Below are 24,927 nucleotides of genomic sequence, written 5' to 3' on the forward strand. Positions count from 1 at the left end.
TCAGGGGATGGGTACCGGCACGACGCCGAGCGGCGCAAGGTTGGCTGCCCCGCCGTCCGGTGAGGACAGGACCCAAATGCCCTTTTCATGGACGGCAACGGAGTGCTCCCACTGGCACGAGCGCTTGCCGTCGGTGGTGACTACGGTCCAGTCGTCATCCAGGGTCGCCGTTTCGATGCCTCCGCGCACCAGCATCGGTTCGATGGCCAGGCACAGACCGGGCCGGATCTTAGGGCCACGGTGGCTGGTGCGGTAGTTCAGGACATCCGGGGCCATGTGCATCTCGGAACCAATCCCGTGGCCGACGTAATCCTCAAGGATCCCGAGGGGCTTGCCCGGCACTGAGGACACGTAGTCATCGATCGCATTGCCGATGTCTCCCACGAACTTGCCCTTGGCCAGACCGGCGATGCCGTGCCACATGGCGGCCTCGGTGACATCGGAAAGCCGCTGGTCCTCGGGGTCAGCGGTTCCAACGATCACGGTGCGGGCCGAGTCCGAGTGCCACCCGTCCACGATGCAGCCGCCGTCGATCGAGATGATGTCCCCGTCTTCCAGGACCCTGCTTCCGGGGATTCCGTGGACGACTTCCTCGTTGACCGAGGTGCAGATGGTTGCCGGGAAGCCGTGGTATCCGAGGAAGTTGGACTTGGCGCCGGCATCGCTGAGGACGGCAGCAAAGACGTCATCGAGGTCCTTGGTGGTGACACCTGCCTTGGCTGCTGCAACCGCTGCGTCAAGGGCACGGCTAAGGACCAGTCCTGCCTCGTGCATCTTGCGCATCTGCTGGTTGGACTTGTATTCAATGCGGGGCTGACCGAACGCCATGTTCTCCTCTGGATGTTCCCACGAGCGCCGATCAGGCCCCGTGCTCCAACCATTTTCGCGCATCCGAGAGCGTGGTCGAAATTGGTTCGACCCCAAGCCCCTCGCGAAGCCTGTCCAAGCAATAGGTCCGCTCCCGCCCGAGTTGGCTCACGGCATAGCGGGTCAGCCGCGGCGGAGTCCCCGTTGCCATGGCAGCAGCTTCGGAAAAGCCGGCCACGGCCATCGCCACGGCCTCCGGAATATACCGAATGCCCGTGTGCGGGTGGCCCGTCACGTCAAGGACCTCACGCAGCACTGAACCGAGCTCCACAGGCTCCGCATCGGCCACATTTACGGCACCGCGGAGTTCGGACCCGCAGGCTGCGAGCGCGGCTGTAGTCAAATTGTCGATATGCGTCAGCTGATGCCTCACGGTGGGACGCCCGACGCTGAGGAGCCGTCCGCGCCGGATGTTGCCGATGAGCCGTGGCAACAGCGTCCGATCGCCTTGGCCATAGACTCCGTGTGGCCGGAGCGACAAGGCGTTGCCGTGCTTGCGTGCTTCGATGTCGGCCAGCGCCTTGCTGCGCCCATAGGCGTTCAGGTGCTTGGACGCGACTTCTTCCTCAACGCGGTTCACGCAGGACTCCCACCAGGGGTAGACGCTGGAACTTGAGATATGGACCAAGCGCGTCCGCGCATAGGCCTCGCTGAGGGCCCGCGTCCCCAGGACATTGACCCGGTGAAAGATCCGGGGGTCGCCCCAGTCCGCGACGTGGGCACCGGCATGCACGACGGCGTCAACCTCCGGCAGGCGCGCTGGCGGACGGTCCGCGAGGTCCCAGTATGCGTAGCCCGGGTCCCGGCGACGCCCGAACCTTACAACATCCCATCCCTTGGCTTCAGCGGCCCGGGCGATCGCTCCCCCGACGAAACCCGTGGCACCCGTGACGGCGATCTTCATGCCGGGCCCACCAGAGCCGCTGCGTCTGTAACCGCTCCGAACTGCTGCCTGAGCGCTTCACGATCCGGCTTCCGGTGCCGCCCGCTGACCGGCATATTGTCCAGGACTTCGATGCGGTCCGGGAGTGCCGATTCGTCGATGAGTCGCGGTAGCTCCTGCCCGAGCCGGGCCTTCAGAGCCGCCGCCGACTGACCGGCCCGCGGCACAACCGCCAGCCACACCGACTCGTCACCGATGCCGTCCGGAACACCTACCATCGCCGCTTCAGCGACACCCGCCACGCCGGCGATGACGGGTTCATACAGAGCGGGGTAGATGTTGGTCTTGCCCCGGATGATCATGTCCTTCTTGCGTCCGATCATCACCAGCCGTGGCCGCGCCCCGGAGCTGGTGGACGCGCCCCGTGCCCCCGAGCTGGTGGACGCGCCCCGTGCCCCCGCCCCGTAGTCGAGCCTCACCAAGTCTCCCGTCGCGTGTTCGATCATTGGGTCCTGGCCCAAGTAGCCGTGGCACATGTTGGGACCGCGGGCGAACAGTTCGTGGTCCTCACCGAGGCGGATTTCGACGGCGGGCAGCGGTTCCCCGAGGAAGTCGCCCTCACCACGGCCATCCTTGGTGAGGTGCCCGGCGTCAGCTCCCGAGGCGAACGCAAGCTTCTCCCTGCCGTCCGCTATTGCTATGGGCAGAAGCTCAGTCATTCCGTAAATGAGCTTGAAGTCCACATCGGGCAAGACCCGCATGGCCCGCTCCAGGAAAGGTGCCAGAACGGGGGCCGCTCCCAACATCACAGTTCCCAAGGTCTTCGGAAGCGTGACCTCCCCACGCTCAATCCCGTCGAGGATGGGCGCCAGCTGCGACGGCACCAGGAAAAGGTGAGTGGCGCCGTCGTACGTTGACCTTTTCCCGGCGACCGGCCCAAGTTCGCCGGCCAACCGAAGGGGGTCGATGTGCGCCGAAAAGCCGTACGAGGGCATGGTCCAGTGAGCCCCGGCGATCAGGGCCGGCAGGCCCATCATGAGCTGCTCCGAATGGATACGGTCCCCGTCGCTGAAAGTGCATTTGGTGCTCAACTGCTGGAAACCGGCAGCCAAGGAACCGCGGGTATGGACAACACCCTTCGGTGCTCCCGTGGTTCCGGAGGTGAAGATGATCACCGCTTCCTGGGCGGGATGGTGCCTGGGCTGTCCCTTGGTGGTGCCAGTAGTGGTGGTGCCAGTAGTCAGGGGACGTCTCAGCGTCTTCACCGGGGTAGCTCCCCGGGGCACCCCCGGCATCCAAGGTCCCGAATAGTAGTGGCGGACGTCCATCGCGCCGTAATCGGGCAGGAGCAGGCCACGCCGACGCGCCAGGGGGCGGAGGGGGCTCCTGGTACTCACTGCGTAGAGAAGCGATTCGGCAGCCGCCCAACCCGGCGCGGCCAGCTCCGCCCTGTCCCGGAACAACGAAGGACCGATGCCGGGGTCAATGAACACCACCGACCCTCCCGCCCGGACGGCACCCAACGCGAGGATGAACGCGGCCGGACTCGGCCTGACCGAGAAGAGCATCCTTTCACCCTTGCCAAAGCCGTCGGCCTGCAGGCGCACCGACGTTGCTTCGATGCCTTCCATCAGCTGCCTGTAGGTGATGGTCGGACCGGGCCTCACTGACACCTTGCCGCCGGGCCGATGCGTGGTCCTGCCCGGAGCTGTGATGGCGGGATTGTCCGGGACACGTTCAGCCGCCGCGTAGACGGCGGCAATGAGGTCAGGGCTGTCCCGCCCGCCGGTGATTTCAGAGGGCATTGGCGAGCTCCAGCTTCCGGTAGCCCGGAATCAGCACACGCGTGCTGACGGCCCGGGAGGCGATGACCCACGGCCTCTGCGCAAATCTGTCCAGGAGAACCTCCAAGGTTGCAGTGATCTCCGCCATGGCCAGCGGCATGCCGATGCAGAAATGTGGTCCTGCCCCGAACCACAACTGGCGCGCTTGCGTCGGGACGGGTTCCCCCGGGTTGAAACCACCCAGGCTCTTGGCAGCATGGATGGTGGACAACAGGATCCGGTCCCCGGTGCGCACAACCGTTCCTCCGATGTTCCCGGGGGCAACGGCGTTTCGCAGCATCATGGGCGACGGCACCGTGAACCTTAACGACTCGTTCACGGCTGCCCCCATCCCCGACCTGTCCGCAACCAGTTCCTCAACGCGCCCGGTGTCAGCAAGCAACGCCACCAGCCGGGGCACGAATGACACGAGCGTTTCCGTTCCCACCATCACGAAGGCACTGATGATGCCCATCGCTTCGTCTTCGCTCATGCCCAGCCCGCGGAGCCGACCCGGGAAGGTTGCAGGGTCTCCGTCGCAATAGGCGCTTCGGGCAGGTCCTGCGAGAACCTCGACGGCGGCCCTCCCCTTGGCAGCCTGCTCCGGCGTCAGGGTTGGGCGACCTAAACGAACCAAGGATGAGATGGAGGACCCTAAATCGAAGAGTTCCTTATTCGGCAGTCTGCCCGGAGCATGTTCCGGAACGCCCAGCAACCGTGAGATGACGCCGCCCGCCAGTTCCTTGACGCAGTCCACCAGGTCCACCCGTCCCGGCCCGTCCAGGTCATGCTCAACGCGGGCCTTCAACGCAACGGATGCCGGTTGGACGATTTCCGCCACCGAGGCCGGAGTGAACAAGTCAGCGAGCTTCCGCCTTAGCTCGCGATGCTCTGCACCGTCCATGTTGACCAGTGCCTTCGGGCCGACGACCGGTGTCCAAAGCCCTCCGGAGGCAGAGGGCCCGTTCTTTACGAAGCGTTCACCGTCCAACAGCACATCACGCACCAACCGTGCTTCGCTGACCAGGACACCCAGCCCCGGGATCCTCATCACCGGTTTCACGGCGCCCAGCGATCGGATGGTCGGGTACAGCAAGGGATGCGCTCCGAGGTGGACGCGCCGTTCCCAGCGCTCAGCGGCTGCAACTGACATGGCTACCGAATGTCCACGTGTTCGGGACGGTAACGGTGGTCCGCGTACCAAGCCAGCGTGTTTTTCAAGCCCCACGCTTTGACCCGCCGGGAGGACCCGTAGACCACGACGTCCCTCCGCAGCCCGTAGTTGCGTGTCAACTTCCGGACGCGGTTGGACAGTGCCCGGTCCTCGTGGAGGTCCTCGATCCTGGTCCGCGGGAATCCCCCGGAGCGGTGATACATATCCGCGGTGATAGCCATGTTGCAGCCCGGAAGCATTTGGTAGGGGCCCAAATAGCCCTCTCCCTTGTTGCCGGGCCTGATCTTTCCGAAGAAAGAGGCAACCTCGACGGCCACCAGCATCAAACGACGATCCCGTGCAGTGATGCCTTCGTCCTGCCGGGGAATCAGCTGCCCGGCAATCAGTTCCAAGCCATCGTGGAAGGCCGCCATGATCCGGGCCGTCCAATCCTTGGCAGCAAGGCAATCCGCGTCCGTGCGGGCCAACCATGTGGCACCGTGTTCGACTCCGAACCGCATACCCGTATCGGCAGCTGCGCCTGTGCCCTTCTCCGTTTCATGGATCAGCCTGATGTCCATGACAGGGTGCTCACTGGCGAAGGCTTCCACGATGGCGCAGCTGGCGTCGGTGGATCCGTTATCCACCACAACCACCGTGAAGTCCTGATAGTCCTGCGCAGCGAGCGAATCCAAGGCCTGGCGGACAAGCTTCTCTTCGTTGAGCATCGGCACTGCGATGCACAGCGGCCTGGTAGCGGAATCGCTGTGCAACCCTGCTCCGGCTCCTGCTGACGAGTGGTTCATAGCCGCACCACCGCGATGCCCAGGCTGACGCCGCCGGCCAGGCCTACCAGGGCAACCAGGTCTCCCGGACCACATCGTCCACCATCCAGGGCGAGCTTCAACTGCAACGGAAGACTAACGGAGGCCAAGTTGCCGAACTCTTCCACTGCCGGGACCAACAGGTCGCGCGGCACTCCCGCACGCTCTGCAAAGATCTCCCGGTAGGGCGCGCTGACTTGGTGGACACAGACCACCGCGAAGTCTTGCCAGTTCAGCTTGAGGGCCTCCAAGGTCTCTCCCAGGACATCGGAGCCCAAGTCCAGGAAGGCGTCCTTCAGCTTCTCCCCGTCCATGGTGAAATAGCTGGCTTCAGGAGCACGGGGAAACGCAGATCCACCGGCGGCCAAGGTCCCTACCGGCCAGTGGATGCTCTTTGCAGTGAATGCCATGCCAAGAATGCCCTCGGCCGCCGGGCTTGAAGGCTCACTGTCAGCAGTAGCGCCTTCGGAAGCTTCGAGCAGGACAGCCGCGCCGCCGTCGCTCATGGTGTAACCGGGGAAGCTGGACGCGAAAGTCGCGAAATCAGGAACAGACCACCGGACCGCCCGCGAGGGCGACTCCCCCGTCACCACCAGAACCCGACCGTAACGGCGGGAGGCAATCAGGGAATCGGCCACTTCCAGTCCGTTCAGGAAACTGTTGCAGGCGTTCTTGACGTCCATCACCGGGCAACTGAGTCCCAGCTTTGCGGCGGCAATATGGGCTGTTGCGGGCTCCACCATGTCCTGGCTCGCGGAGGCAAAAACCAGAAGGTCGACATCCGGGGCCTGGAGCCCGCAACTGGCCAGGACCTTGGCTGCTGCGTTGACGGCAAGATCTGACGCCTGCTCCGACTCGGCCATCACGCTACGGGACCGGATGCCTGTGACGCGGGATATCAAACCCTTGGGAATCCGGAAGCCCGGGCTCGATTCGACGATGCGCTGCTCTACGGCATCCGTGTCCAGACGTGCAGGAGGCACATAGACTTCCAGACCTGCAATCCGGCTCCTGCCGGACATGACTGTGTGCATGCGCTTCCCCCCAAAGACGGCCATGAAAAGGAAAAAGGGTGTGTCCCGCACTCATCGTACGGGACACACCCCTTGGCACATGAGCCGGAACACCGGCTATGTGGAGAAAGTGCTAGACAGCCTTGGCAGCTTCAATGGCGGTCAGGACACGGTCAGTGACCTCGTCGATTCCACCTATGCCGTCAACCTGGGTCAGGATGCCGCGCTCGGCGTACTTGGCCACGACGGCCTCAGTCTGCTCGTGGTAGAGGTCGAGGCGGTGGCGGATGACGGCTTCATTGTCGTCAGACCGGCCGGTCTCCTTGGCGCGGCCGAGGAGGCGGCTGACCAGTTCCTCGTCGTCGGCAGTCAGCTGGAGCACGACGTCGAGCTCCTGCTGGGTCTCGGCGAGAATGTTGTCCAGGTAGTCCACCTGTGCCGTGGTGCGGGGGTAGCCGTCCAGGAGGAAGCCGTTCTCGACGTCGCTCTCGCCCAGGCGGTCCCGAACCATCTTGTTGGTGACGCTGTCCGGTACGAAGTCACCGGCGTCCATGTACTTCTTGGCCTCCAGGCCAAGGGGGGTCTCTCCCTTGACGTTGGCACGGAAGATGTCGCCCGTGGAGATGGCGACTACGCCGAGGCGCGCGGAAATCCGTTCAGCCTGCGTACCCTTGCCCGAACCCGGAGGTCCAATGATCAGCATTCTCGTCATCGCAAAAGCCCTTCATAGTGACGTTGTTGTAGCTGCGCATCAATCTGCTTCACGGTTTCCAAGCCCACACCCACCATGATCAGGATTGACGTGCCACCGAACGGGAAGTTCTGGTTGGCGTTGATCAGGACGAGTGCAACCAGCGGAATGAGTGCCACGAAGCCCAAGTAAAGAGCTCCCGGCAAAGTAATCCTGGAAAGCACGTACTGCAGGTAATCCGCGGTCGGTTTACCCGCCCGGATGCCCGGAATGAATCCCCCGTACTTCTTCATGTTGTCCGACACTTCTTCAGGGTTGAAGGTGATGGCCACGTAGAAGTAGGTGAAAAACACGATCATGGCGAAGTAGAGAGCCATGTAGATGGGGTGGTCGCCCTTGGTGAGGTTGTTGTTGATCCACTCAACCCAGGGGGCCATCTGCTCTCCCGCCTGCGGCTGGTTGAACTGTGCAATCAGGCCAGGCAGGTACAGCATGGAGGACGCGAAGATGACGGGCACGACGCCGGCCATGTTCACCTTGATGGGAATGTAGGTGCTGGTTCCGCCAACAGTGCGGCGGCCAATCATGCGCTTGGCGTATTGCACCGGGACGCGCCTCTGGGACTGTTCGACGAACACCACTAGCGCCACCGTGACCAGGCCGATGGCAAGGACGATGAAGAAGGTTCCCGGGCCCTGCGCGGTCCAGATGGCACCCAGCGACTGCGGGAAGCCAGCAGCGATCGAGGTGAAGATGAGCAGCGACATGCCGTTGCCCACGCCCTTCTCCGTCACGAGCTCGCCCATCCACATGATGAGTCCGGTGCCTGCGGTCAACGTGATGATGATGAGGATCGTGGTGATGATGCTCTCATCAGGAATGATCGGCAGGTTGCAGCCGGGCAGCAACTGGCCGGAACGGGCCAGGGATACCAGGGTGGTGGCATTGAGCAGACCCAGCGCGATGGTGAGGTACCGGGTGTACTGCGTCAGTTTCGATTGGCCGGAGGAACCTTCCTCGTACAACTGCTGGAACCGGGGAATGACCACCCGAAGCAGCTGAACGATGATGCTCGCCGTAATGTACGGCATGATACCGAGCGCAAAGATGGAAACCTGCAGCAAGGCACCGCCGCTGAACAGGTTCACCAGCTGGTAGATGCCCTGCGAGGTGTCACCGGTGTCTAAGCATTGCTGGACATTCTGGTAGTTCACACCAGGCGAGGGGATGAAAGCTCCCAAGCGGAAGATTGTGATGATTCCCAGCGTGAACAACAACTTGCGTCGCAAATCGGGCGTCCGAAACGCCCGGCCGAATGCGCTTAGCAAGCGTCCTCCTGAGGTAAAGGTACAAGGATGTAGATGGGGTTAAGGAAACCCAACAATCGAGTCTAGCTGCTACGGACGCCGTCAGAATAATCGAGAGTCCACAACCAACAAAAAAATCCCGGTACACAGGGCCTCAGGCCCCGCGTACCGGGATTCTTTCTTACTGCGGGCAAGAGCCCCACGGGGTCTTAGAGAACCGTGGTGCTTCCGCCTGCTGCAGCGATCTTGTCAGCAGCGCTGGAAGAGAAAGCGTGGGCGGTGACGTCAACCTTGACGGTGATGTCGCCGGTGCCCAGCACCTTCACGGGCTGGTTCTTACGAACGGCACCCTTCTCAACCAGGGACTCAACGGTGACAGCGCCACCTTCCGGGAACAGCTCGTTGAGCTTCTCCAGGTTGACAACCTGGAACTCAACCCGGAACGGGTTCTTGAAGCCGCGCAGCTTCGGCAGGCGCATGTGCAGCGGCAGCTGGCCGCCGGCAAAGCCAGCCTTTACCTGGTAGCGGGCCTTCGTACCCTTGGTACCGCGACCGGCGGTCTTACCCTTGGAGCCTTCACCACGACCAACACGGGTCTTGGAAGTCTTGGCACCGGGGGCAGGACGCAGGTGGTGGACCTTCAGAGCGTTCTGCTTTTCAGCGGTCTCGTTCTCGGCCATTACTTCGCCTCCTCTACATTCACGAGGTGCGGAACCGTGTTGAGCATGCCAACGGTCACGGCGTCAGCGGTACGGACAACGGTGTGTCCGATGCGCTTGAGGCCGAGGGACCGAAGGGTGTCGCGCTGGTTCTGCTTGGCGCCAATGACGCCCTTGATCTGGGTGATTTCCAACTTGGCGTCGGAAGGAGTCAGGTTCTTAGCCATGACTAGACACCTGCCTTCTGGTTCTGGAGCGCACGCACCAGGGCAACCGGAGCAACCTCGTCCAGCGGCAGGCCACGGCGGGCAGCCACGGAAGCGGGCTCTTCGAGCTGCTTCAGGGCGTCAACGGTCGCGTGAACGATGTTGATCGCGTTGGAGGAACCGAGCGACTTGGAGAGGATGTCGTGGATACCCACGCACTCCAGTACCGCACGGACCGGACCACCGGCGATAACACCGGTACCGGCGGAAGCCGGACGCAGCAGGACAACGCCTGCAGCAGCCTCACCCTGCACGCGGTGCGGGATGGTGTTGCCAACGCGGGGAACGCGGAAGAAGGACTTCTTGGCCTCTTCAACGCCCTTGGCGATAGCAGCGGGAACTTCCTTGGCCTTGCCGTAGCCGACGCCAACCATGCCGTTACCGTCACCGACGACGACGAGAGCGGTGAAGCTGAAGCGACGACCACCCTTGACGACCTTGGCAACGCGGTTGATGGTTACAACGCGCTCTACGAACTGGCTCTTCTCAGCGTCGCGACCGCCGTCGCGGCCACCACGGCCACCACGGTCGCCGCGGCCCTGGCCACGCTCGCCGCGCTCACCACGACGTCCGCCGCGGCGGTCATCGGTAGCGGGTGCGGTCTCAGTTGCTTCAGCAGCTACAGCTTCAGTCACCTGAATGTCCTTTTCGTTGTTTTCAGCGGTCACAGTGCCAGCCCACCTTCGCGAGCACCGTCAGCGACGGCGGCGATGCGGCCGTGGTACTTGTTACCGCCACGGTCGAAGACAACAGCTTCGATGCCTGCAGCCTTTGCGCGCTCTGCAACGAGCTCGCCAACGCGCTTGGCCTTGGCAGTCTTGTCGCCTTCGAGTGCACGCAGGTCAGCTTCCAGGGTGGAAGCCGAAGCCACGGTTACGCCCTTGCTGTCATCGACAACCTGAACGAATACGTGACGTGCCGAACGGTTGACGACCAGACGAGGACGTACGGCCGTACCGGCGATGCGCTTGCGGATACGAAGCTGGCGACGGCTGCGTGCAGCAGACTTGCTCTTGTTCGAACGCTTCTTGTTAATTGCGATGGCCATGGTTTACTTACCAGCCTTTCCGACCTTGCGGCGGATGACTTCGCCGGCGTAACGGACACCCTTGCCCTTGTAGGGGTCAGGCTTGCGCAGCTTGCGAATGTTGGCAGCAACCTCGCCCACCTGCTGCTTGTTGATACCCGAAACAGAGAGCTTGGTGGGGCCCTCCACAGCGAAGGTGATGCCCTCAGGTGCCGAGACGTTTACAGGGTGGCTGTAGCCCAGAGCGAACTCCAGGTCAGAACCCTTGGCCTGAACGCGGTAACCGGTACCAACGATTTCAAGCTTCTTCTCGTAGCCCTCGGTAACGCCCTGGATCATGTTGGCGATCAGGGTGCGGGTCAGGCCGTGCAGCGAACGCGAGTTGCGCTCGTCGTTCGGGCGGGTGACCGTGAGAGTGTTCTCTTCGAGGGAAACCTCGATCGGGCTGGCAACAGTGTGGCTCAGCTCGCCCTTGGCACCCTTGACGCTGATGACGGAGCCATCGAGCTTGACCTCAACGCCGGCAGGAACGGTGATGGGGAGACGTCCAATACGTGACATTATTCTCTTCCTTTCCCGTTACCAGACGTACGCGAGGACTTCGCCGCCCACGCCCTTCTTGCCGGCCTGCTTGTCAGTCAGGAGGCCGGAAGAGGTGGACAGGATTGCGATACCCAGGCCACCCAGCACGTGAGGCAGGTTGGTGGACTTCGCGTAAACGCGGAGACCCGGCTTGGAGATGCGGCGGACACCGGCGATCGAACGCTCGCGGTTCGGTCCGAACTTCAGGCTGATGGTCAGCTTCTTGCCAACCTCTGCGTCCTCTTCCTTCCAGTCAGCGATGAAGCCTTCTGCCTTCAGGATGTCGGCAACGCGTGCCTTCAGCTTGCTGTACGGCATGGACACGGTGTCGTGGTATGCCGAGTTTGCATTGCGCAGACGCGTAAGCATGTCTGCGACAGGATCTGTCATAGTCATTGTGGGCTATAGCCCTTCCTCGTAACGGTTTCCGCTGCGCTGCCCTTGCGGGTCGGCGCGGCCGGACCTGATACGTAGTTAGTTTTCAGTCTTGAACGGGAAACCAAGCGCCTTGAGCAGCGCGCGGCCTTCGTCGTCGGTCTTGGCGGTGGTGACGACCGTGATGTCCATACCGCGAACGCGGTCAATGGAGTCCTGGTCGATTTCGTGGAACATAACCTGCTCGGTCAGACCGAAGGTGTAGTTGCCGTTGCCATCGAACTGCTTGCCGTTGAGGCCGCGGAAGTCACGGATACGCGGCAGAGCCAGCGATACCAGACGGTCCACGAATTCCCACATGCGGTCGCCACGCAGGGTTGCGTGTGCACCGATCGGCATGCCTTCGCGCAGCTTGAACTGTGCGATCGACTTGCGGGCCTTGGTTACCTGCGGCTTCTGGCCGGTGATGAGGGTGAGGTCGCGGACAGCGCCGTCGATCAGCTTGGAGTCCTTGGCGGCATCTCCAACACCCATGTTCACAACGACCTTCACCAGACGGGGAACCTGGTTGACGTTCGCGTAGTTGAACTCGTCCTGCAGGGACTTCTTGATGGTCTCTGCGTACTTCGTCTTCAGACGAGGAACGATCTTGGTTGCGACAGTGGTCTCGCTCATTAGATGTCCTTCCCGGTGGCCTTGGACACGCGGATACGAACGGTCTTGGTACGGCCGTCCTTCTCAACGGTGTCGAGACGGAAACCAACGCGGGTCGGCTTCTTGGTGGTCGGGTCTACCAGAGCGACGTTTGAAATGTGGATCGGGGCTTCAACAACCTCGATGCCACCGGTCTTGGTGCCGCGCTGCGACTGTCCGACCTTGGTGTGCTTGGTGACGCGGTTGATTCCTTCTACCAGCACGCGGTTGGTGTCAGGGAATACGCGCAGGACCTTGCCCTGCTTGCCGCGGTCGCCGCCACGTTCCTGCTTGGCGCCGGTGATGACCTGAACGAGGTCACCCTTCTTGATCTTAGCCATGGACTAGAGCACCTCCGGGGCCAGCGAAACGATCTTCATGAACTTCTTGTCGCGAAGTTCACGACCAACCGGGCCGAAGATACGGGTGCCGCGGGGGTCACCGTCGTTCTTCAGGATCACAGCTGCGTTCTCATCAAACTTGATGTAGGAACCATCCGCACGGCGGCGTTCCTTCTTGGTACGAACGATGACAGCCTTGACGACGTCACCCTTCTTTACGTTGCCGCCAGGGATAGCGTCCTTGACGGTTGCGACGATGACGTCGCCGATGCCTGCGTAGCGACGGCCGGATCCACCGAGAACGCGAATGGTAAGGATTTCCTTAGCACCCGTGTTGTCGGCGACCTTCAGTCGCGACTCCTGCTGAATCAATTTTTACTCCTTGCGTCGCGCCGGTTCTCAGACCGAAAACATGCATACGGAATGAGCCTTGCGGAACGGTTGATCGGGGTGTCTCTGGACCTGCCTGGATTTTGCCAGAACAGGCCTAAACGCCCGTGCCACGAGCATCAGCTTCCCTTGCAGAAAACTCTGCGCGGGGCAGTATGCAGCGGCACGATTGTTTACGAGGTGGTTGATGACACGCAAATGGCGCCATACAAACTCAAAATCTTAGCACGTTCAGCGGCCATACCATAACTGGCCGGAACAGCGGAAGGGCCCGCGCTCCAAACGGAACGCGGGCCCTTTCAGTAAGCCCAACCGGACGTTGTCCGGCGTCGGATTTACTTGGCCTTCTCGAGGATCTCCACCAGGCGGAACCGCTTGGTAGCGGACAGCGGGCGGGTCTCGGCGATCAGAACGAGGTCGCCGATGCCGGCGGTGTTCTGCTCGTCGTGAGCCTTGATCTTCGAGGTGCGGCGAATAACCTTGCCGTAAAGAGCGTGCTTCACGCGGTCTTCAACCTCAACAACGATGGTCTTTTCCATCTTGTCGGAGACTACGTAGCCGCGACGCGTCTTACGGTAACCGCGCTGCTGCTCAGCGCTGGCTGCTGCTTCCGTCACGTTTTCCTTCTCGCTCACTTGGCATCCTCTCCAGCTTCAACCTCGGCCGTTTCAGCCTTGGCAGCCTTCTTGGACTTCTTTTCTTCCTTGGCTTCCACAACCGGTGCGGCAACCTCGGCACGAATGCCCAGCTCGCGCTCACGGAGAACGGTGTAGATGCGTGCGATGTCCTTCTTTACCGCGCGCAGACGACCGTGGTTCTCCAGCTGGCCGGTGGCGGACTGGAAACGCAGGTTGAACAGCTCTTCCTTGGACTTGCGGAGTTCTTCAACGAGACGCTCGTTGTCGAAACCGTCCAGCTGTGCGGGTGCGAGATCCTTCGACCCTACTGCCATTTCTATTCACCACCTTCGCGACGCACAATGCGTGCCTTCAACGGCAGCTTGTGGATTGCCAGGCGCAGGGCCTCGCGAGCTACCTCTTCATTGACACCGGAGAGTTCGAACAGAACCCGGCCCGGCTTGACGTTTGCGACCCACCATTCCGGAGAACCCTTACCGGAACCCATACGGGTTTCAGCAGGCTTCTTCGTCAGCGGACGGTCCGGGTAGATGTTGATCCAGACCTTGCCGCCACGCTTGATGTGGCGGGTCATCGCGATACGAGCGGACTCGATCTGACGGTTGGTGACGTATGCCGGGCTCAGGGCCTGGATGCCGTACTCACCGAAAGTGACCTTGGTGCCGCCCGTAGCAGCGCCGGAACGACCCGGGTGGTGCTGCTTACGGTGCTTGACTCGACGTGGGATAAGCATTTAAGCCTGTCCTCCTTCTGCTGCAGGAGCAGCAGCTTCAGCGGCCGGTGCTTCAACGGCAGCAGGTGCTGCCTCGGCTGCCGGACGGTCGTTACGACGACGGCGGTCGCCACCCGGGCGGCCCGGACGGTCTCCTCCACGGCCGCGGGACGGAGCAGCAGCTGCCTGCTGAGCCAGTTCCTTGGCGGTGACGTCACCCTTGTAGATCCAAACCTTCACGCCAATGCGGCCGAAGGTGGTCTTGGCTTCGTAGAAGCCGTAGTCGATGTTCGCGCGGAGGGTGTGCAGGGGCACACGGCCTTCGCGGTAGAACTCCGAGCGGGACATTTCTGCGCCGCCCAGACGGCCCGAGCAAGCAACACGGATGCCCTTGGCACCTGCGCGCTGTGCGGACTGCATGGCCTTCTTCATTGCACGGCGGAATGCCACGCGGGAAGTCAGCTGCTCAGCGATGCCCTGGGCAACAAGCTGTGCTTCGATCTCGGGGTTCTTGACCTCGAGGATGTTCAGCTGGACCTGCTTGCCGGTGAGCTTCTCGAGCTCGCCGCGGATGCGGTCTGCTTCAGCGCCGCGGCGGCCGATGACGATGCCCGGACGTGCCGTGTGGATGTCCACGCGGACGCGGTCACGGGTGCGCTCGATCTCGACCTTGGCGATGCCGGCGCGCTCCATGCCGGTGGACATGAGCTGACGGATCTTGATGTCCTCGCGGACGAAGTCCTTGTAGCGCTGTCCCGGCTTGTTGCTGTCAGCAAACCAGTGCGAAACGTGGTCGGTGGTGATGCCGAGTCGGAACCCGTGCGGGTTTACTTTCTGTCCCACTTAGCGAGCCTCCTCTTTCTCCGGGGTTGCGACGACCACGGTGATGTGGCTGGTCCGCTTCTTGATGCGGTAGGCGCGGCCCTGGGCACGCGGCTGGAACCGCTTCATGGTCGGGCCCTCATCAACGAATGCTTCGCTGATGAAGAGGTCGCTGTCGTCGAATGCAACGCCATCGCGGTCCGCGAGAACGCGGGCGTTGGCCATTGCCGACTGAAGTACCTTGAATACCGGCTCCGAAGCTGCCTGGGGGGCAAACTTCAGAATTGCCAGAGCCTCATTCGCTTGCTTGCCACGAACAAGGTTGACGACGCGCCGGGCCTTCATAGGCGTTACGCGGATGTGACGCGCAATTGCCTTGGCTTCCATTGCTTTCCTTCTCTCGTCTAAGACGTAAGGTCAGGCGCCTAGCGGCGCTTGCCCTTACGGTCGTCCTTAACATGGCCGCGGAAAGTCCGCGTAGGAGCGAATTCGCCGAGCTTGTGCCCGACCATCGACTCAGTGACAAACACCGGGATGTGCTTGCGGCCGTCGTGTACGGCGATCGTGTGCCCGAGCATGTCGGGGATGATCATCGAACGACGGGACCAGGTCTTGATGACGTTCTTGGTGCCCTTTTCGTTTTCCCGTGCGACCTTCACAAAGAGGTGCTGGTCAACGAAAGGACCTTTTTTCAGGCTGCGTGGCATGTGTCCAGGCTCCTATCGCTTGTTCTTGCCAGTACGGCGGCGACGAACAATAAGCTTGTCGCTCTCTTTGTTCGGGCGGCGGGTACGGCCCTCGGGCTTGCCGTTCGGGTTGACCGGGTGGCGACCACCGGAAGTCTTACCTTCACCACCACCGTGCGGGTGGTCAACCGGGTTCATGGCTACACCACGGACGGTCGGGCGAACGCCCTTCCAGCGCATACGGCCGGCCTTGCCCCAGTTGATGTTCGACTGCTCGGCGTTGCCAACCTCGCCGACGGTTGCGCGGCAGCGCACGTCAACGTTGCGGATTTCACCGGAGGGCAGACGCAGCTGGGCGAAGCGGCCTTCCTTGGCGACGAGCTGGACCGAAGCACCTGCGGAGCGGGCCATCTTGGCGCCGCCACCCGGACGCAGTTCAACTGCGTGGATCACGGTACCGACGGGGATGTTGCGCAGCGGCAGGTTGTTGCCCGGCTTGATGTCAGCGTCGGGGCCAGCCTCGACGAAGTCACCCTGGGACAGCTTGTTCGGAGCGATGATGTAACGCTTGGTGCCATCAACATAGTGCAGGAGGGCGATGCGAGCCGTGCGGTTCGGATCGTACTCAATTTCGGCAACGCGGGCGTTGATGCCGTCCTTGTCGTGACGACGGAAGTCGATCAGACGGTACTGGCGCTTGTGTCCGCCACCCTTGTGTCGGGTGGTGATCTTACCGGTGTTGTTACGGCCGCCTGTCTTGTGCAGCGGACGCAGCAACGACTTTTCCGGAGTCGACCGCGTGATTTCAGCAAAGTCGGCTACGCTCGAGCCACGACGGCCCGGGGTAGTCGGCTTGTATTTACGGATTCCCATAATTTATTTCCTCGTTAAAGTGGTCTCCGCTACGCGAGCGGACCGCCGAAGATGTCGATTGTGCCTTCTTTGAGGGTGACAATGGCACGCTTGGTGCTCTTGCGCTGTCCCCAGCCGAATTTGGTGCGCTTGCGCTTACCGGCACGGTTGATGGTGTTGATCGATTCGACCTTGACGGAGAAGATCTTCTCCACGGCCAGCTTGATCTCGGTCTTGTTCGAGCGGGGGTCCACCAGGAAGGTGTACTTGCCTTCGTCGATCAGACCGTAGCTCTTTTCCGAAACGACGGGTGCAAGCACGACGTCGCGCGGGTCCTTGATGGTGGTTACGCTCACTTGGAGGCCTCCTCGTTCTTTGCCTTGTCAGCGACGAACGCGTCGAAAGCAGCCTTGGTGAAGACCACGTCGTCGGAGATGAGCACGTCGTAGGTGTTCAGCTGGTCTGCGTACAGAACGTGAACATCTGCGAGGTTGCGCACGGACAGTGCAGCAACGTCTTCGGCGCGGTCGATTACGACGAGCAGGTTCTTGCGCTCGGAGACTGCACGCAGCGACGCCAGTGCTTCCTTGGCGGACGGCTTGGTGCCGGCAACCAGGGCTTCAATAACGTGGATACGGCCGTTGCGGGCGCGGTCAGAGAGGGCGCCACGGAGAGCAGCAGCCTTCATCTTCTTGGGGGTGCGCTGGCTGTAGTCGCGCGGGGTCGGACCGTGGACGATGCCACCGCCGGTCATGTGGGGAGCACGGATGGAACCCTGACGGGCGCGGCCGGTGCCCTTCTGCTTGAACGGCTTGCGACCTGCACCGGAAACCTCGGCGCGGGTCTTGGTCTTGTGGGTACCCTGGCGCGCAGCAGCGAGCTGTGCGACGACGACCTGGTGCAGCAGGGGCACGTTGGTCTGGACGTCGAAGATCTCTGCAGGCAGGTCTACCTTGACAGTGCTAGTCATTTAACTAGGCTCCCTTCACGGCGGAACGTACGAGTACGACCTGGCCGCGGGCACCGGGGACGGCACCCTTGATAAGGAGCAGCGACTTCTCGACGTCAACAGCGTGAACGGTGAGGTTCAGGGTGGTGTGACGTACGGCGCCCATGCGGCCGGCCATTTTCAGACCCTTGAAGACGCGGCTCGGGGTGGATGCGCCACCGATGGAGCCAGGCTTACGGTGGTTCTTGTGGGCACCGTGGGAAGCGCCGACACCGGAGAAGCCGTGACGCTTCATAACACCGGCAAAGCCCTTACCCTTGGAGGTGCCGACGACGTCGATCTTTTGGCCGGCTTCGAAGATCTCAACAGAGAGCTCCTGGCCCAGCTCGTAGGATGCGGCGTCTGCGGTACGCAGTTCGACGACGTGGCGGCGAGGAGTTACGCCGGCCTTCTCAAAGTGACCAGCCAGCGGCTTGGTGACCTTGCGGGGGTCGATCTGGCCGTAGCCGATCTGTACGGCGACGTAGCCATCGGCCTCTGCGTTGCGCAGCTGGGTGATGACGTTGGAGTCAGCCTGGACAACAGTTACCGGGATGAGCTTGTTGTTCTCGTCCCAGACCTGGGTCATGCCGAGCTTCGTGCCCAGCAGGCCCTTCACGTTACGGGTTGCGGTCATAGTCTCTCAGCACCTCCCTAGAGCTTGATTTCGATGTTCACGTCTGCAGGCAGGTCGAGACGCATAAGCGAGTCAACGGCCTTCGGCGTGGGGTCGATGATGTCGATCAGACGCTTGTGAGTACGCATTTCGAAGTGCTCACGGCTGTCCTTGTACTTGTGCGGAGAGCGAATAACGCAGTAAACGTTCTTCTCCGTCGGCAGCGGCACCGGGCCGACTACCGTTGCGCCTGCGCGCGTGACCGTCTCAACGATCTTCCGCGCTGAAACATCAATGACCTCGTGGTCATATGACTTCAGCCGGATGCGGATTTTTTGTCCCGCCATGTCGCCTGACTCTCTTTCAGCTAGTGCTGCTCTAGTTAGGGCTGCTCTGTTTACTTACCTGTTGATGTGGCCGCCGAAGCGTTTGAGGTTGTACCACCACACGCCGCACAAGCTGAATCCGGAAACTCCGGGTTCCTCAACCTGCCGGCGCACCGACCCCCGCGGTCGGGCGTGTCGCGATTTTCACGCAAACTCGACCGCATTCCATGGGGTTCAGGGTTATGTTTGGGCTTCAGCTTGGACCCTGACATCCGGCATTATCCGAATCGGGACACGAAGAAGCGCTTGAACAACTCATCCAGTATGCCGGAAATATGGACCAAAGGCTAATCGAGGGCTCGCGGCCCATTGCCAGTGGCGGCAGCAGCTATGGATGATAAATGCATGACTGTCCAGGATACGGGTTCCGTAGAGGATTTGGCGGCACGCCTCCGTCCCGGTTTCACCTTGGGCGTCGCGACCGCAGCCTTCCAGATCGAAGGCAGCTTGACTGCGGATGGCCGGGGCCCTGCAGGATGGGACGCCTTCGCGGAGAAGCCGGGAACAATCGTCGACGGCGGCTCTCCCGCGATCGCCTGCGATCATTACAACCGTGCGGACGAAGACATCGCCCTGATGCAGGAGCTCGGCGTCGATTCCTACCGGTTCTCCTTGTCGTGGCCGCGGATCCAGCCGGAGGGGAAGGGCGCCGTCAATCCCCGTGGCCTTGAGTTCTACGACCGGCTGATCGATAAGCTGCTGGCCGCCGGGATCTCTCCCATGGTGACCGTCTACCACTGGGACACGCCGCTTCCCTTGGAACATGCCGGCGGCTGGCTGAACCGTGAGACCGCCCATCGTTTTGCCGAGTACAGCGCGATCGTTGCCGAGCGGTACGGCGATCGGGTCGATTCGTGGGTAACCGTGAATGAGCCTGTCTCAGTGACCTTGCAGGGCTACGCACTGGGCGCCCACTCCCCCGGCAACCAGCTTCTGTTCGATTGCCTCCCGGCAGCCCATCACCAGTTGCTCGGCCATGGGCTCGCGGTCCAGGCACTGCGGGCTGCCGGCGTTTCCGGCCAGATCGGCATTTCCAACATGCATTCGCCCGTTCGGCCGGCCAGCAACAAGCTTTCCGACCGACTCATGTCCGATGCCCTCGACATGATCCTCAACCGCATCTATGCCGACGCCATCCTCCTGGGCGAATACCCGAAGCCGCCGCTGGCCCTTTCGCCACTGTTCCGTTCCTTGGGCCCTGTGCAGGATGACGACTTGAAGATCATTAGCCAGCCGTTGGACTTCTACGGCCTCAACTACTACTACCCGCTCAAGGTTGCGTCCGGCTCCGGTCCTGCCGAAATCCCGACTGGAGCTGCACAGGAGATGGTGAACGTGCCGTTCCATCTTGCGGTATACGACGAATATGAGACCACCGGATTCGGATGGCCTGAGGCGCCGGATCAGTTGACCACCCTTTTGCAGGAAATGCAGCAAAGGTACGGGGAGGTACTTCCACCCGTTTACATCACGGAAGGCGGCGCAAGCTTCCCCGAGCCCGACCACGTGACCAGCCCGCTCCAGGACACCAACAGGATTACGTACCTGGCAGAGCACCTGGGCCACGCGCTAACGGCAACAGGCCCGGGTGGGGACGCTGAGGGAATCGACCTCCGCGGCTACTACGTGTGGACGTTGATGGACAACTTTGAGTGGGCCGCGGGTTATTCGCAGCGTTTCGGCTTGGTTCACGTGAACTTCGACACCTTGGAACGAACGCCCAAAGAGTCGTTCTACTGGCTGCGGTCCTTGGAACGGGCGCGCCGCCGCGAACAACAGCTGTAGTCCAAGCGGGTTAAAACCCCTGTCCGGGAGCGTACAATGCTATGCCCCCGGAGTGCTATTTGTTCTTGTTGGCCCGGTTGATCCGCTTCGCCCGGTCTATTTCGTGCCGGAAGTACTTCCGGCCCCACACAACAGAGCCGGCGATGGCTGCGATAACGACCAGAAAAATCAGGAATTCCATGGTGATCCTCTCTTTGGGAGCAACACTATCCGACTCGGTCGTGCGTGTGCTCCCCGCCCTTCGGGCCAACCACGCCCGGCTCTTGGGGCCGACGGTTCAGACGCCAGACAGCCAGGACGATCAGCCCAATGGCAACAAGTGCCAGCATCGCAAAGGCATACGAACGCAGGGCCCACATCACGCTCGCTGCCACGCCCACGGCACCCCAGCCGACGAATAGCCGCTCGGACAACAACAGCCCGGCCCCGAGGAGGACCGCGTGCGCCGCCAGAACGTAGATTTGTTGCGACGGTGTCCCAGCAAAGATGGTCGCCAAAGAACTGAGGGACAGGATCCCGGAAGCCATCCCCAGCCTCAACCGCCCGGCCGAGCGCTGCTTCTGCTTGTAGCGCAGGCCTGCCAAAACTGCGCCGGCCACAACGAACCACTGGGAAGCCCAGAACCAGTCCGGCCTGATGCTGTCCACAAAGATCACCGCCCGCTGGAAAGCTACAAGAACCACCACGGTTCCCACCTCGGCGGCCAGATGCTTCCCTACGGGAATTTCCACCACCAGAAGGACCGCGGCTGCCGCCGTCAGGAATGCACCAGTGAAGGCGGTTTCGTCATGCACCAGCCCAAGGATGGCCGTGGCCAGAAGCCCTGCCCCGGTTGTCGCTGAGAGCGAGTAGCGCCTCCACGGCTCGGCCGTGATGGCCGGCCCACCCAGCAGCCGCCATACGTAGAGGATCAAGCCCGTCCCAACTCCCCCGACGAGCCAGGGCAAGAGGTCAGGCCACGCGCCGGTAAATGCCGTAGTAGCCCCGGATTCGTTCAGCCACCCCTCGACGCCCGTTACCGCCCCGACCAGTGTTGTGGACGCGGCCGCGGCGTAGAAACGGGGACGGTCCTCCAGATGCGAAGCTGCATAGAAGACGAGGGCCACGGTCAGGACGGCCAGACCCGAAAGGATGCGGCTGGCATCGACCGAGAAGATGCCGGCCACCGATGCGAAGAACAAAGCGCTGGCGAACCAGGTCCACTTCAGCTGCGAGCCGGCGGGGCTTGTACTCAAGCGGCCGAGGAAGACCCTTAGCGCAGTGAGGCCAGCAGCCAGCCCCAAGAGCACGGCCGGCACGTGGAGTTCACTGAGGACGGCCTGGTGTAGCCAAGTACCCGAGGGAAAGGTCAACGCGGGACCGGCGCCTACAACCACCCCGGCCACGGCAAACACTCCGGCGTACAACGCCGCTGCATGGCGCTGGTCCCGCCACACGATTGCTGCTGCAACGATGGCCAGGGTCAGTTCGCACAGAACCACCCAGCGTCCACCGCCGTCGAAATCCCGGGCCCAAAGGTACCAGCACGGAAGCAGCAGCTGGACAACGAGCCCCGCCCACAAGGCTTCCTCCAGTAACGGCGAGCCGTCGAAACGCCGCCGGACGATGGGATGCAGTGCGATCTGGATGAAGACGAGACCGGCCAGTGCCAATGAAGCAGCTGCTGCGGATTCGGTGGCGTCAGCGACCACAATCGCGGCGAAGGCCGTGAAAAGCACGCGGCCTGCCAGAAGATAGGCTCCGCGCAATCGTGCTTCGCGCGTCAGCGCCACCATGAAGCCTGCGTAGGTGGTAAAGAGCCCCAGCAGGACTTCAACATCGCGGACATTGTGCCCGCGAACAAGCAAAAGGTGCATGGCGGCAGGAGCCAACAGCCATGCCAAACGGTGCTTACGCAGCATGACGGCGGCGACGAGAGCCGCCGCTGCGGTGATGATGGCTGCGGCTCCGGGCTGCCACCCGTCGTGCGGTGCAGAATGCAGCAACGCGGGGAACCTCAGGGCGGCGGTGGCGATCGACATCAAGGCCAACAGCACGCCCGCATCAACCATCAGCAGGCCCAAGGACATCGCCTTGCGGCCTGCCACCACTACCGCCACCAATTGCGCGCCGAGCACCCAGACGATGACCGTTGCGAGCGCTGCCTCCTCACCGCCCACGGAAAGTGCGTAGCCCGCACTGGAGAGATCCAGGTAAACCGAAGCAGCCAGCACTGTGGCGGTTGCCCGCGCGAGCCACCAGTAGCACCGGCGATGCATGGATGCGGGAAGGCGCAAGGCAGTGACAGCGAAGTACGTCGCAAGGGCCAACAGCGCAAGGTTCCCGAGACCCCGGGAAACCACCGCAGCACCGACTACCGCGGAGACCATGCCAGCGGCAGGTGCCAGGAACTCCATCCCGTTCGGGCGCCATGACTCCGACGCCCCGCTGCCCGCCCGGCTCGCCCTGCCCGCCGGAGATACAGGGGGAAACGCGAGCATGCCGGCCACAAGACCGCCCGCCAGGACCGCGAACGCTCCTGCCGCCACGACCGGATGACCGGGCGCTTTGTCCAGGACGGTAAGGACCGCCAGAGCGGTGATGCCCACACCGCCAAACGCCAAGGCGCTGATTTGCGGGGCCAGTAGACCAACCCCCCAGCGCTCGAACGCAGCGCCAAGTACTTGCTGGGCAGCGCACACAACAACCAATGCAAGAGCGGTTAGGGCGGCAGCGTCCGGACGTTCCGGGTAAAGCGCGGTGATGAGGAAGGGAACTGCGAGGCTAAGGGCAATCCGCCCGGAAAGCACAAGCGCCTTGCGGTACACACCCTGGGCTCGCAGCGCCAGGCCGAACCAAAACAGACCCGAGGAAGCGAACATCGCGAAGAGTGGCCACGCGCCCAGCATGGGGGCCAGGGCCGAGGCGGAGGCAACGACGGCTGCCGGGGCAAAAGCCACTCCCCCGCGTAGCTTCCACCCCAGCGGCATTGAGGTTGCCAAGACGACGTAGAAGGCCGTGTACGCGGGTAGTTCCGAGGTACTGAACGCGAGCACGATCGCGAGGACAAGGGCCACCACGAGCTGCAGGCCCAGGCATGAGACAGCGTCCGTCCACCACGTCTTGGGAGATATCCGCTGCCCGCCGAAAGCCAGAATGAGAGCCTGAATCCCGAGGCATAGGACCGCTGCCAGCAAAGCCTGGCTGACCTCTCCCGTGGCATCCCACACCACGGCGATGATGGCGAGGGAGAACGCTGCCCTGGCGGCGTAGAAGTACAACGTTCGGAACTTCAGGTCAGGAACCCACAGCATGACAGCGAAATAGGTGCCGCACATCGCCATCACAAGGGAGTACTCCCCCTTGGCCATGAGGTTGGGAGTCAACGTGGCGGCTACACCCACCGCAGGAACCACAAACGGATGCAGCGCCATCAGTGGACGTATGTAAAGAGGTGGAATCCACCGCGGGCGCAAGATGGCCGCCAAGGTTAGCAAAACGGCGACGCCAATCAGGGCCGTGAAATACCACACGAGCGCCCCTCCCAGCACGGAAACACCTGACCATGCCGTGGAAACCACAAAGCTGAGCGAGAGGGCTGCCAGGACCTTGTTATCCAAACGGATCGCCGCATAGACGTAGGCAATCGTGCCGAGTACCGAGGTCACCAGCCATGCGAGGGGCCCGTTGTGCAAAGCGAAGCTGTACATGGCCAGGCCGGTAACAGGGACCAGCGCCAAGCCTGTTCCGGTGAAGGCCATTGCTGCGGGGCGGAGACGCGGAACGCGTGGGTGAAGCACCAGTCCTGCGGCATAGAAGAGGACCGTGATAAGCCAAATGGCAACAAAGCGAAGGGACTCAGGCAGGCTCGTACCCACAAAAAGTGCCCCGGCGGCCACCAAGAGGAGGCTCGCCACATAGAGGGTGATGTTGATGTTTTGCCGGTCGCGCTTCTCTTTGCGCTGGGCAGACTGTTGGGGAGTCTCACCCTGCCACGGCGGCGCAGCTTGCGGTGGCGGCTGCAGGTGCCCGGGACCTCCGGGAGGTTTGGGTATGGGGGCTGGAAGCACTACGCGTTGCGGCACGGCACCCTGGGGCGGAGCGAACCCGGCAGCCGGACGCAGCGGCTCGTAGAGCGAGTAACCCTGCACCGGGGATCCGTGAACCGGGCGCGGTGCCGCAGGCGGCACGGGGACAGGACGCCCGGGGGCAGGACGCACGGGGGCAGCTTGCGTCCCCACCGATGGGGCAGCAGCCGCTGTCGGCTGGACAGTCTGCGGGAGGGCCGGCTCGCCCTGCTTCGCTTGCGCCGTCTTGGCTACGGCGTCTTGCCAGCCAGCCAGATGCCCCGCGAGGTATGCCGCACGGTACGCATCGACGTCGTCCTTCACCCCGCTGCTCCGTGAGCCTGCAACACGGCGGCCCCGGGCCATACCGAGGGCGTAGGCCCCGGCGCTAAGGCCCGCAAGGAACAGCAAGACGACGACGGTCAGGAACCCCAGCACGGCAACTCCAAAGGTGAGTCCGGGCAGGCCACCCGGTTTATCCATTCGATAGAGAAATTATAAC

At 62.5% G+C, this 24,927-nt stretch carries 31 protein-coding genes; 1 reads left to right on the top strand and 30 read right to left on the bottom strand.

Going from position 1 to position 24,927, the window contains the following annotated elements; translation table 11 throughout:
- The 28 genes from map to rpsJ all read right to left on the bottom strand — a co-directional run bounded on the left by map (nt 1) and on the right by rpsJ (nt 18,555).
- On the bottom strand, nt 1-828 hold the full coding sequence (gene map / locus OCL88_RS05415) for a type I methionyl aminopeptidase (protein ID WP_264961853.1): 828 nt from the start codon (nt 826-828) through the stop codon (nt 1-3).
- A 31-nt stretch (nt 829-859) separates the two neighbouring features.
- Nucleotides 860-1,771 carry an NAD-dependent epimerase/dehydratase family protein gene (locus tag OCL88_RS05420; protein WP_264961854.1) on the bottom strand — a complete coding sequence of 304 codons (912 nt, stop codon included), beginning with the start codon at nt 1,769-1,771 and terminating at the stop codon, nt 860-862.
- Complete coding sequence (locus OCL88_RS05425; protein ID WP_264961855.1) at nt 1,768-3,555, bottom strand: class I adenylate-forming enzyme family protein; 1,788 nt, start codon at nt 3,553-3,555, stop codon at nt 1,768-1,770. Before OCL88_RS05425 ends, OCL88_RS05420 begins: the two co-directional genes overlap by 4 nt.
- Nucleotides 3,545-4,726: a cytochrome P450 gene (locus OCL88_RS05430; RefSeq protein WP_166183591.1), complete on the bottom strand. Its 1,182-nt coding sequence runs from the start codon at nt 4,724-4,726 to the stop codon at nt 3,545-3,547. Before OCL88_RS05430 ends, OCL88_RS05425 begins: the two co-directional genes overlap by 11 nt.
- A 2-nt stretch (nt 4,727-4,728) precedes the next feature.
- A complete protein-coding gene (locus OCL88_RS05435; RefSeq protein WP_193593139.1) occupies nt 4,729-5,532 on the bottom strand; it encodes a glycosyltransferase in 804 nt (267 codons plus the stop codon).
- Entirely contained in the window at nt 5,529-6,584 is a 1,056-nt protein-coding gene (locus OCL88_RS05440) for a 3-oxoacyl-ACP synthase III family protein (protein ID WP_264961856.1), read from the bottom strand. Before OCL88_RS05440 ends, OCL88_RS05435 begins: the two co-directional genes overlap by 4 nt.
- 112 nt (nt 6,585-6,696) lie before the next feature.
- Nucleotides 6,697-7,266: an adenylate kinase gene (locus OCL88_RS05445; protein WP_193593686.1), complete on the bottom strand. Its 570-nt coding sequence runs from the start codon at nt 7,264-7,266 to the stop codon at nt 6,697-6,699.
- Nucleotides 7,267-7,271: 5 nt separating this feature from the next.
- Nucleotides 7,272-8,582, bottom strand: a complete 1,311-nt coding sequence (gene secY, locus OCL88_RS05450) for a preprotein translocase subunit SecY (protein WP_031216558.1) — start codon at nt 8,580-8,582, stop codon at nt 7,272-7,274.
- A gap of 188 nt (nt 8,583-8,770) precedes the next feature.
- Nucleotides 8,771-9,241: a 50S ribosomal protein L15 gene (gene rplO, locus OCL88_RS05455; RefSeq protein ID WP_021472421.1), complete on the bottom strand. Its 471-nt coding sequence runs from the start codon at nt 9,239-9,241 to the stop codon at nt 8,771-8,773.
- Nucleotides 9,241-9,447, bottom strand: a complete 207-nt coding sequence (rpmD, locus tag OCL88_RS05460; RefSeq protein ID WP_003803757.1) for a 50S ribosomal protein L30 — start codon at nt 9,445-9,447, stop codon at nt 9,241-9,243. Before rpmD ends, rplO begins: the two co-directional genes overlap by 1 nt.
- 2 nt (nt 9,448-9,449) lie before the next feature.
- The gene (gene rpsE / locus OCL88_RS05465; RefSeq protein WP_170828566.1) at nt 9,450-10,121 is read right to left on the bottom strand and encodes a 30S ribosomal protein S5; all 672 of its coding nucleotides are present in this window, start codon (nt 10,119-10,121) and stop codon (nt 9,450-9,452) included.
- 29 nt (nt 10,122-10,150) lie between these two features.
- Nucleotides 10,151-10,534, bottom strand: a complete 384-nt coding sequence (rplR, locus tag OCL88_RS05470) for a 50S ribosomal protein L18 (protein WP_021472419.1) — start codon at nt 10,532-10,534, stop codon at nt 10,151-10,153.
- A gap of 3 nt (nt 10,535-10,537) precedes the next feature.
- The gene (gene rplF / locus OCL88_RS05475; RefSeq protein WP_021472418.1) at nt 10,538-11,074 is read right to left on the bottom strand and encodes a 50S ribosomal protein L6; all 537 of its coding nucleotides are present in this window, start codon (nt 11,072-11,074) and stop codon (nt 10,538-10,540) included.
- Between the two features lie 18 nt (nt 11,075-11,092).
- Nucleotides 11,093-11,491: a 30S ribosomal protein S8 gene (gene rpsH, locus OCL88_RS05480; protein ID WP_062097496.1), complete on the bottom strand. Its 399-nt coding sequence runs from the start codon at nt 11,489-11,491 to the stop codon at nt 11,093-11,095.
- A gap of 78 nt (nt 11,492-11,569) precedes the next feature.
- The gene (gene rplE, locus OCL88_RS05485) at nt 11,570-12,145 is read right to left on the bottom strand and encodes a 50S ribosomal protein L5 (RefSeq protein WP_021472416.1); all 576 of its coding nucleotides are present in this window, start codon (nt 12,143-12,145) and stop codon (nt 11,570-11,572) included.
- Nucleotides 12,145-12,504, bottom strand: coding sequence for a 50S ribosomal protein L24 (rplX, locus tag OCL88_RS05490; RefSeq protein WP_021472415.1), 360 nt, complete (start codon nt 12,502-12,504; stop codon nt 12,145-12,147). The genes rplE and rplX overlap by 1 nt, the downstream gene beginning before the upstream one ends.
- A 3-nt stretch (nt 12,505-12,507) precedes the next feature.
- Complete coding sequence (gene rplN, locus OCL88_RS05495; RefSeq protein ID WP_003803789.1) at nt 12,508-12,876, bottom strand: 50S ribosomal protein L14; 369 nt, start codon at nt 12,874-12,876, stop codon at nt 12,508-12,510.
- Nucleotides 12,877-13,229: 353 nt separating this feature from the next.
- Nucleotides 13,230-13,529 (bottom strand): 30S ribosomal protein S17, encoded by a 300-nt coding sequence (gene rpsQ / locus OCL88_RS05500; RefSeq protein ID WP_021472414.1) that lies wholly within the window; start codon nt 13,527-13,529, stop codon nt 13,230-13,232.
- Nucleotides 13,526-13,846: a 50S ribosomal protein L29 gene (rpmC, locus tag OCL88_RS05505; protein WP_021472413.1), complete on the bottom strand. Its 321-nt coding sequence runs from the start codon at nt 13,844-13,846 to the stop codon at nt 13,526-13,528. Before rpmC ends, rpsQ begins: the two co-directional genes overlap by 4 nt.
- A 2-nt stretch (nt 13,847-13,848) precedes the next feature.
- Nucleotides 13,849-14,265 carry a 50S ribosomal protein L16 gene (gene rplP, locus OCL88_RS05510; protein ID WP_021472412.1) on the bottom strand — a complete coding sequence of 139 codons (417 nt, stop codon included), beginning with the start codon at nt 14,263-14,265 and terminating at the stop codon, nt 13,849-13,851.
- The gene (gene rpsC, locus OCL88_RS05515; RefSeq protein ID WP_021472411.1) at nt 14,266-15,087 is read right to left on the bottom strand and encodes a 30S ribosomal protein S3; all 822 of its coding nucleotides are present in this window, start codon (nt 15,085-15,087) and stop codon (nt 14,266-14,268) included. It abuts the gene before it with no gap.
- Entirely contained in the window at nt 15,088-15,453 is a 366-nt protein-coding gene (rplV, locus tag OCL88_RS05520) for a 50S ribosomal protein L22 (protein WP_021472410.1), read from the bottom strand.
- A gap of 38 nt (nt 15,454-15,491) precedes the next feature.
- Nucleotides 15,492-15,773 carry a 30S ribosomal protein S19 gene (gene rpsS, locus OCL88_RS05525; RefSeq protein WP_003803803.1) on the bottom strand — a complete coding sequence of 94 codons (282 nt, stop codon included), beginning with the start codon at nt 15,771-15,773 and terminating at the stop codon, nt 15,492-15,494.
- A gap of 12 nt (nt 15,774-15,785) precedes the next feature.
- Nucleotides 15,786-16,625: a 50S ribosomal protein L2 gene (gene rplB, locus OCL88_RS05530; protein ID WP_021472409.1), complete on the bottom strand. Its 840-nt coding sequence runs from the start codon at nt 16,623-16,625 to the stop codon at nt 15,786-15,788.
- A gap of 29 nt (nt 16,626-16,654) precedes the next feature.
- Nucleotides 16,655-16,960, bottom strand: a complete 306-nt coding sequence (gene rplW, locus OCL88_RS05535; protein ID WP_021472408.1) for a 50S ribosomal protein L23 — start codon at nt 16,958-16,960, stop codon at nt 16,655-16,657.
- Complete coding sequence (gene rplD / locus OCL88_RS05540) at nt 16,957-17,574, bottom strand: 50S ribosomal protein L4 (protein ID WP_264961857.1); 618 nt, start codon at nt 17,572-17,574, stop codon at nt 16,957-16,959. The genes rplW and rplD overlap by 4 nt, the downstream gene beginning before the upstream one ends.
- 4 nt (nt 17,575-17,578) lie before the next feature.
- Nucleotides 17,579-18,229 carry a 50S ribosomal protein L3 gene (gene rplC / locus OCL88_RS05545; protein WP_021472406.1) on the bottom strand — a complete coding sequence of 217 codons (651 nt, stop codon included), beginning with the start codon at nt 18,227-18,229 and terminating at the stop codon, nt 17,579-17,581.
- A gap of 17 nt (nt 18,230-18,246) precedes the next feature.
- Entirely contained in the window at nt 18,247-18,555 is a 309-nt protein-coding gene (gene rpsJ / locus OCL88_RS05550; RefSeq protein WP_003803825.1) for a 30S ribosomal protein S10, read from the bottom strand.
- Between the two features lie 384 nt (nt 18,556-18,939).
- Between rpsJ and OCL88_RS05555 the strand changes: the two genes are divergently transcribed.
- Complete coding sequence (locus OCL88_RS05555) at nt 18,940-20,379, top strand: GH1 family beta-glucosidase (RefSeq protein WP_264961858.1); 1,440 nt, start codon at nt 18,940-18,942, stop codon at nt 20,377-20,379.
- A gap of 55 nt (nt 20,380-20,434) precedes the next feature.
- Here OCL88_RS05555 and OCL88_RS05560 read toward each other — a convergent pair whose 3' ends face one another.
- Together OCL88_RS05560 and OCL88_RS05565 are read right to left on the bottom strand one after the other, a co-directional pair.
- Nucleotides 20,435-20,560, bottom strand: a complete 126-nt coding sequence (locus OCL88_RS05560) for a hypothetical protein (protein WP_021472403.1) — start codon at nt 20,558-20,560, stop codon at nt 20,435-20,437.
- A gap of 25 nt (nt 20,561-20,585) precedes the next feature.
- Nucleotides 20,586-24,908, bottom strand: coding sequence for a hypothetical protein (locus OCL88_RS05565; RefSeq protein WP_264961859.1), 4,323 nt, complete (start codon nt 24,906-24,908; stop codon nt 20,586-20,588).
- Nucleotides 24,909-24,927: the final 19 nt, after the last annotated feature.

This window comes from Paenarthrobacter sp. PAE-2 (assembly GCF_026013155.1).
GTDB classification, from domain to species: domain Bacteria; phylum Actinomycetota; class Actinomycetes; order Actinomycetales; family Micrococcaceae; genus Arthrobacter; species Arthrobacter ureafaciens.

Excerpts from the sequence above, each read along its gene's own strand:
- rpmD (WP_003803757.1), bottom strand. The coding sequence starts at position 9,447 with ATGGCTAAGAACCTGACTCCTTCCGACGCCAAGTTGGAAATCACCCAG.
- rplE (WP_021472416.1), bottom strand. The coding sequence starts at position 12,145 with ATGAGCGAGACCACTGTCGCAACCAAGATCGTTCCTCGTCTGAAGACG.
- rplC (WP_021472406.1), bottom strand. The coding sequence starts at position 18,229 with ATGACCGCAACCCGTAACGTGAAGGGCCTGCTGGGCACGAAGCTCGGC.
- rpsS (WP_003803803.1), bottom strand. The coding sequence starts at position 15,773 with ATGCCACGCAGCCTGAAAAAAGGTCCTTTCGTTGACCAGCACCTCTTT.
- rplX (WP_021472415.1), bottom strand. The coding sequence starts at position 12,504 with ATGGCTAAGATCAAGAAGGGTGACCTCGTTCAGGTCATCACCGGCGCC.
- OCL88_RS05555 (WP_264961858.1), top strand. The coding sequence starts at position 18,940 with ATGACTGTCCAGGATACGGGTTCCGTAGAGGATTTGGCGGCACGCCTC.
- rplB (WP_021472409.1), bottom strand. The coding sequence starts at position 16,625 with ATGGGAATCCGTAAATACAAGCCGACTACCCCGGGCCGTCGTGGCTCG.
- OCL88_RS05420 (WP_264961854.1), bottom strand. The coding sequence starts at position 1,771 with ATGAAGATCGCCGTCACGGGTGCCACGGGTTTCGTCGGGGGAGCGATC.
- rpsH (WP_062097496.1), bottom strand. The coding sequence starts at position 11,491 with ATGACTATGACAGATCCTGTCGCAGACATGCTTACGCGTCTGCGCAAT.
- map (WP_264961853.1), bottom strand. The coding sequence starts at position 828 with ATGGCGTTCGGTCAGCCCCGCATTGAATACAAGTCCAACCAGCAGATG.
- rplV (WP_021472410.1), bottom strand. The coding sequence starts at position 15,453 with ATGGAAGCCAAGGCAATTGCGCGTCACATCCGCGTAACGCCTATGAAG.
- rpsJ (WP_003803825.1), bottom strand. The coding sequence starts at position 18,555 with ATGGCGGGACAAAAAATCCGCATCCGGCTGAAGTCATATGACCACGAG.
- rplP (WP_021472412.1), bottom strand. The coding sequence starts at position 14,265 with ATGCTTATCCCACGTCGAGTCAAGCACCGTAAGCAGCACCACCCGGGT.
- rplO (WP_021472421.1), bottom strand. The coding sequence starts at position 9,241 with ATGGCCGAGAACGAGACCGCTGAAAAGCAGAACGCTCTGAAGGTCCAC.
- OCL88_RS05440 (WP_264961856.1), bottom strand. The coding sequence starts at position 6,584 with ATGCACACAGTCATGTCCGGCAGGAGCCGGATTGCAGGTCTGGAAGTC.
- rplF (WP_021472418.1), bottom strand. The coding sequence starts at position 11,074 with ATGTCACGTATTGGACGTCTCCCCATCACCGTTCCTGCCGGCGTTGAG.
- OCL88_RS05445 (WP_193593686.1), bottom strand. The coding sequence starts at position 7,266 with ATGCTGATCATTGGACCTCCGGGTTCGGGCAAGGGTACGCAGGCTGAA.
- rplR (WP_021472419.1), bottom strand. The coding sequence starts at position 10,534 with ATGGCCATCGCAATTAACAAGAAGCGTTCGAACAAGAGCAAGTCTGCT.
- OCL88_RS05560 (WP_021472403.1), bottom strand. The coding sequence starts at position 20,560 with ATGGAATTCCTGATTTTTCTGGTCGTTATCGCAGCCATCGCCGGCTCT.
- rpmC (WP_021472413.1), bottom strand. The coding sequence starts at position 13,846 with ATGGCAGTAGGGTCGAAGGATCTCGCACCCGCACAGCTGGACGGTTTC.
- OCL88_RS05435 (WP_193593139.1), bottom strand. The coding sequence starts at position 5,532 with ATGAACCACTCGTCAGCAGGAGCCGGAGCAGGGTTGCACAGCGATTCC.
- rplD (WP_264961857.1), bottom strand. The coding sequence starts at position 17,574 with ATGACTAGCACTGTCAAGGTAGACCTGCCTGCAGAGATCTTCGACGTC.
- OCL88_RS05430 (WP_166183591.1), bottom strand. The coding sequence starts at position 4,726 with ATGTCAGTTGCAGCCGCTGAGCGCTGGGAACGGCGCGTCCACCTCGGA.
- OCL88_RS05425 (WP_264961855.1), bottom strand. The coding sequence starts at position 3,555 with ATGCCCTCTGAAATCACCGGCGGGCGGGACAGCCCTGACCTCATTGCC.
- OCL88_RS05565 (WP_264961859.1), bottom strand. The coding sequence starts at position 24,908 with ATGGATAAACCGGGTGGCCTGCCCGGACTCACCTTTGGAGTTGCCGTG.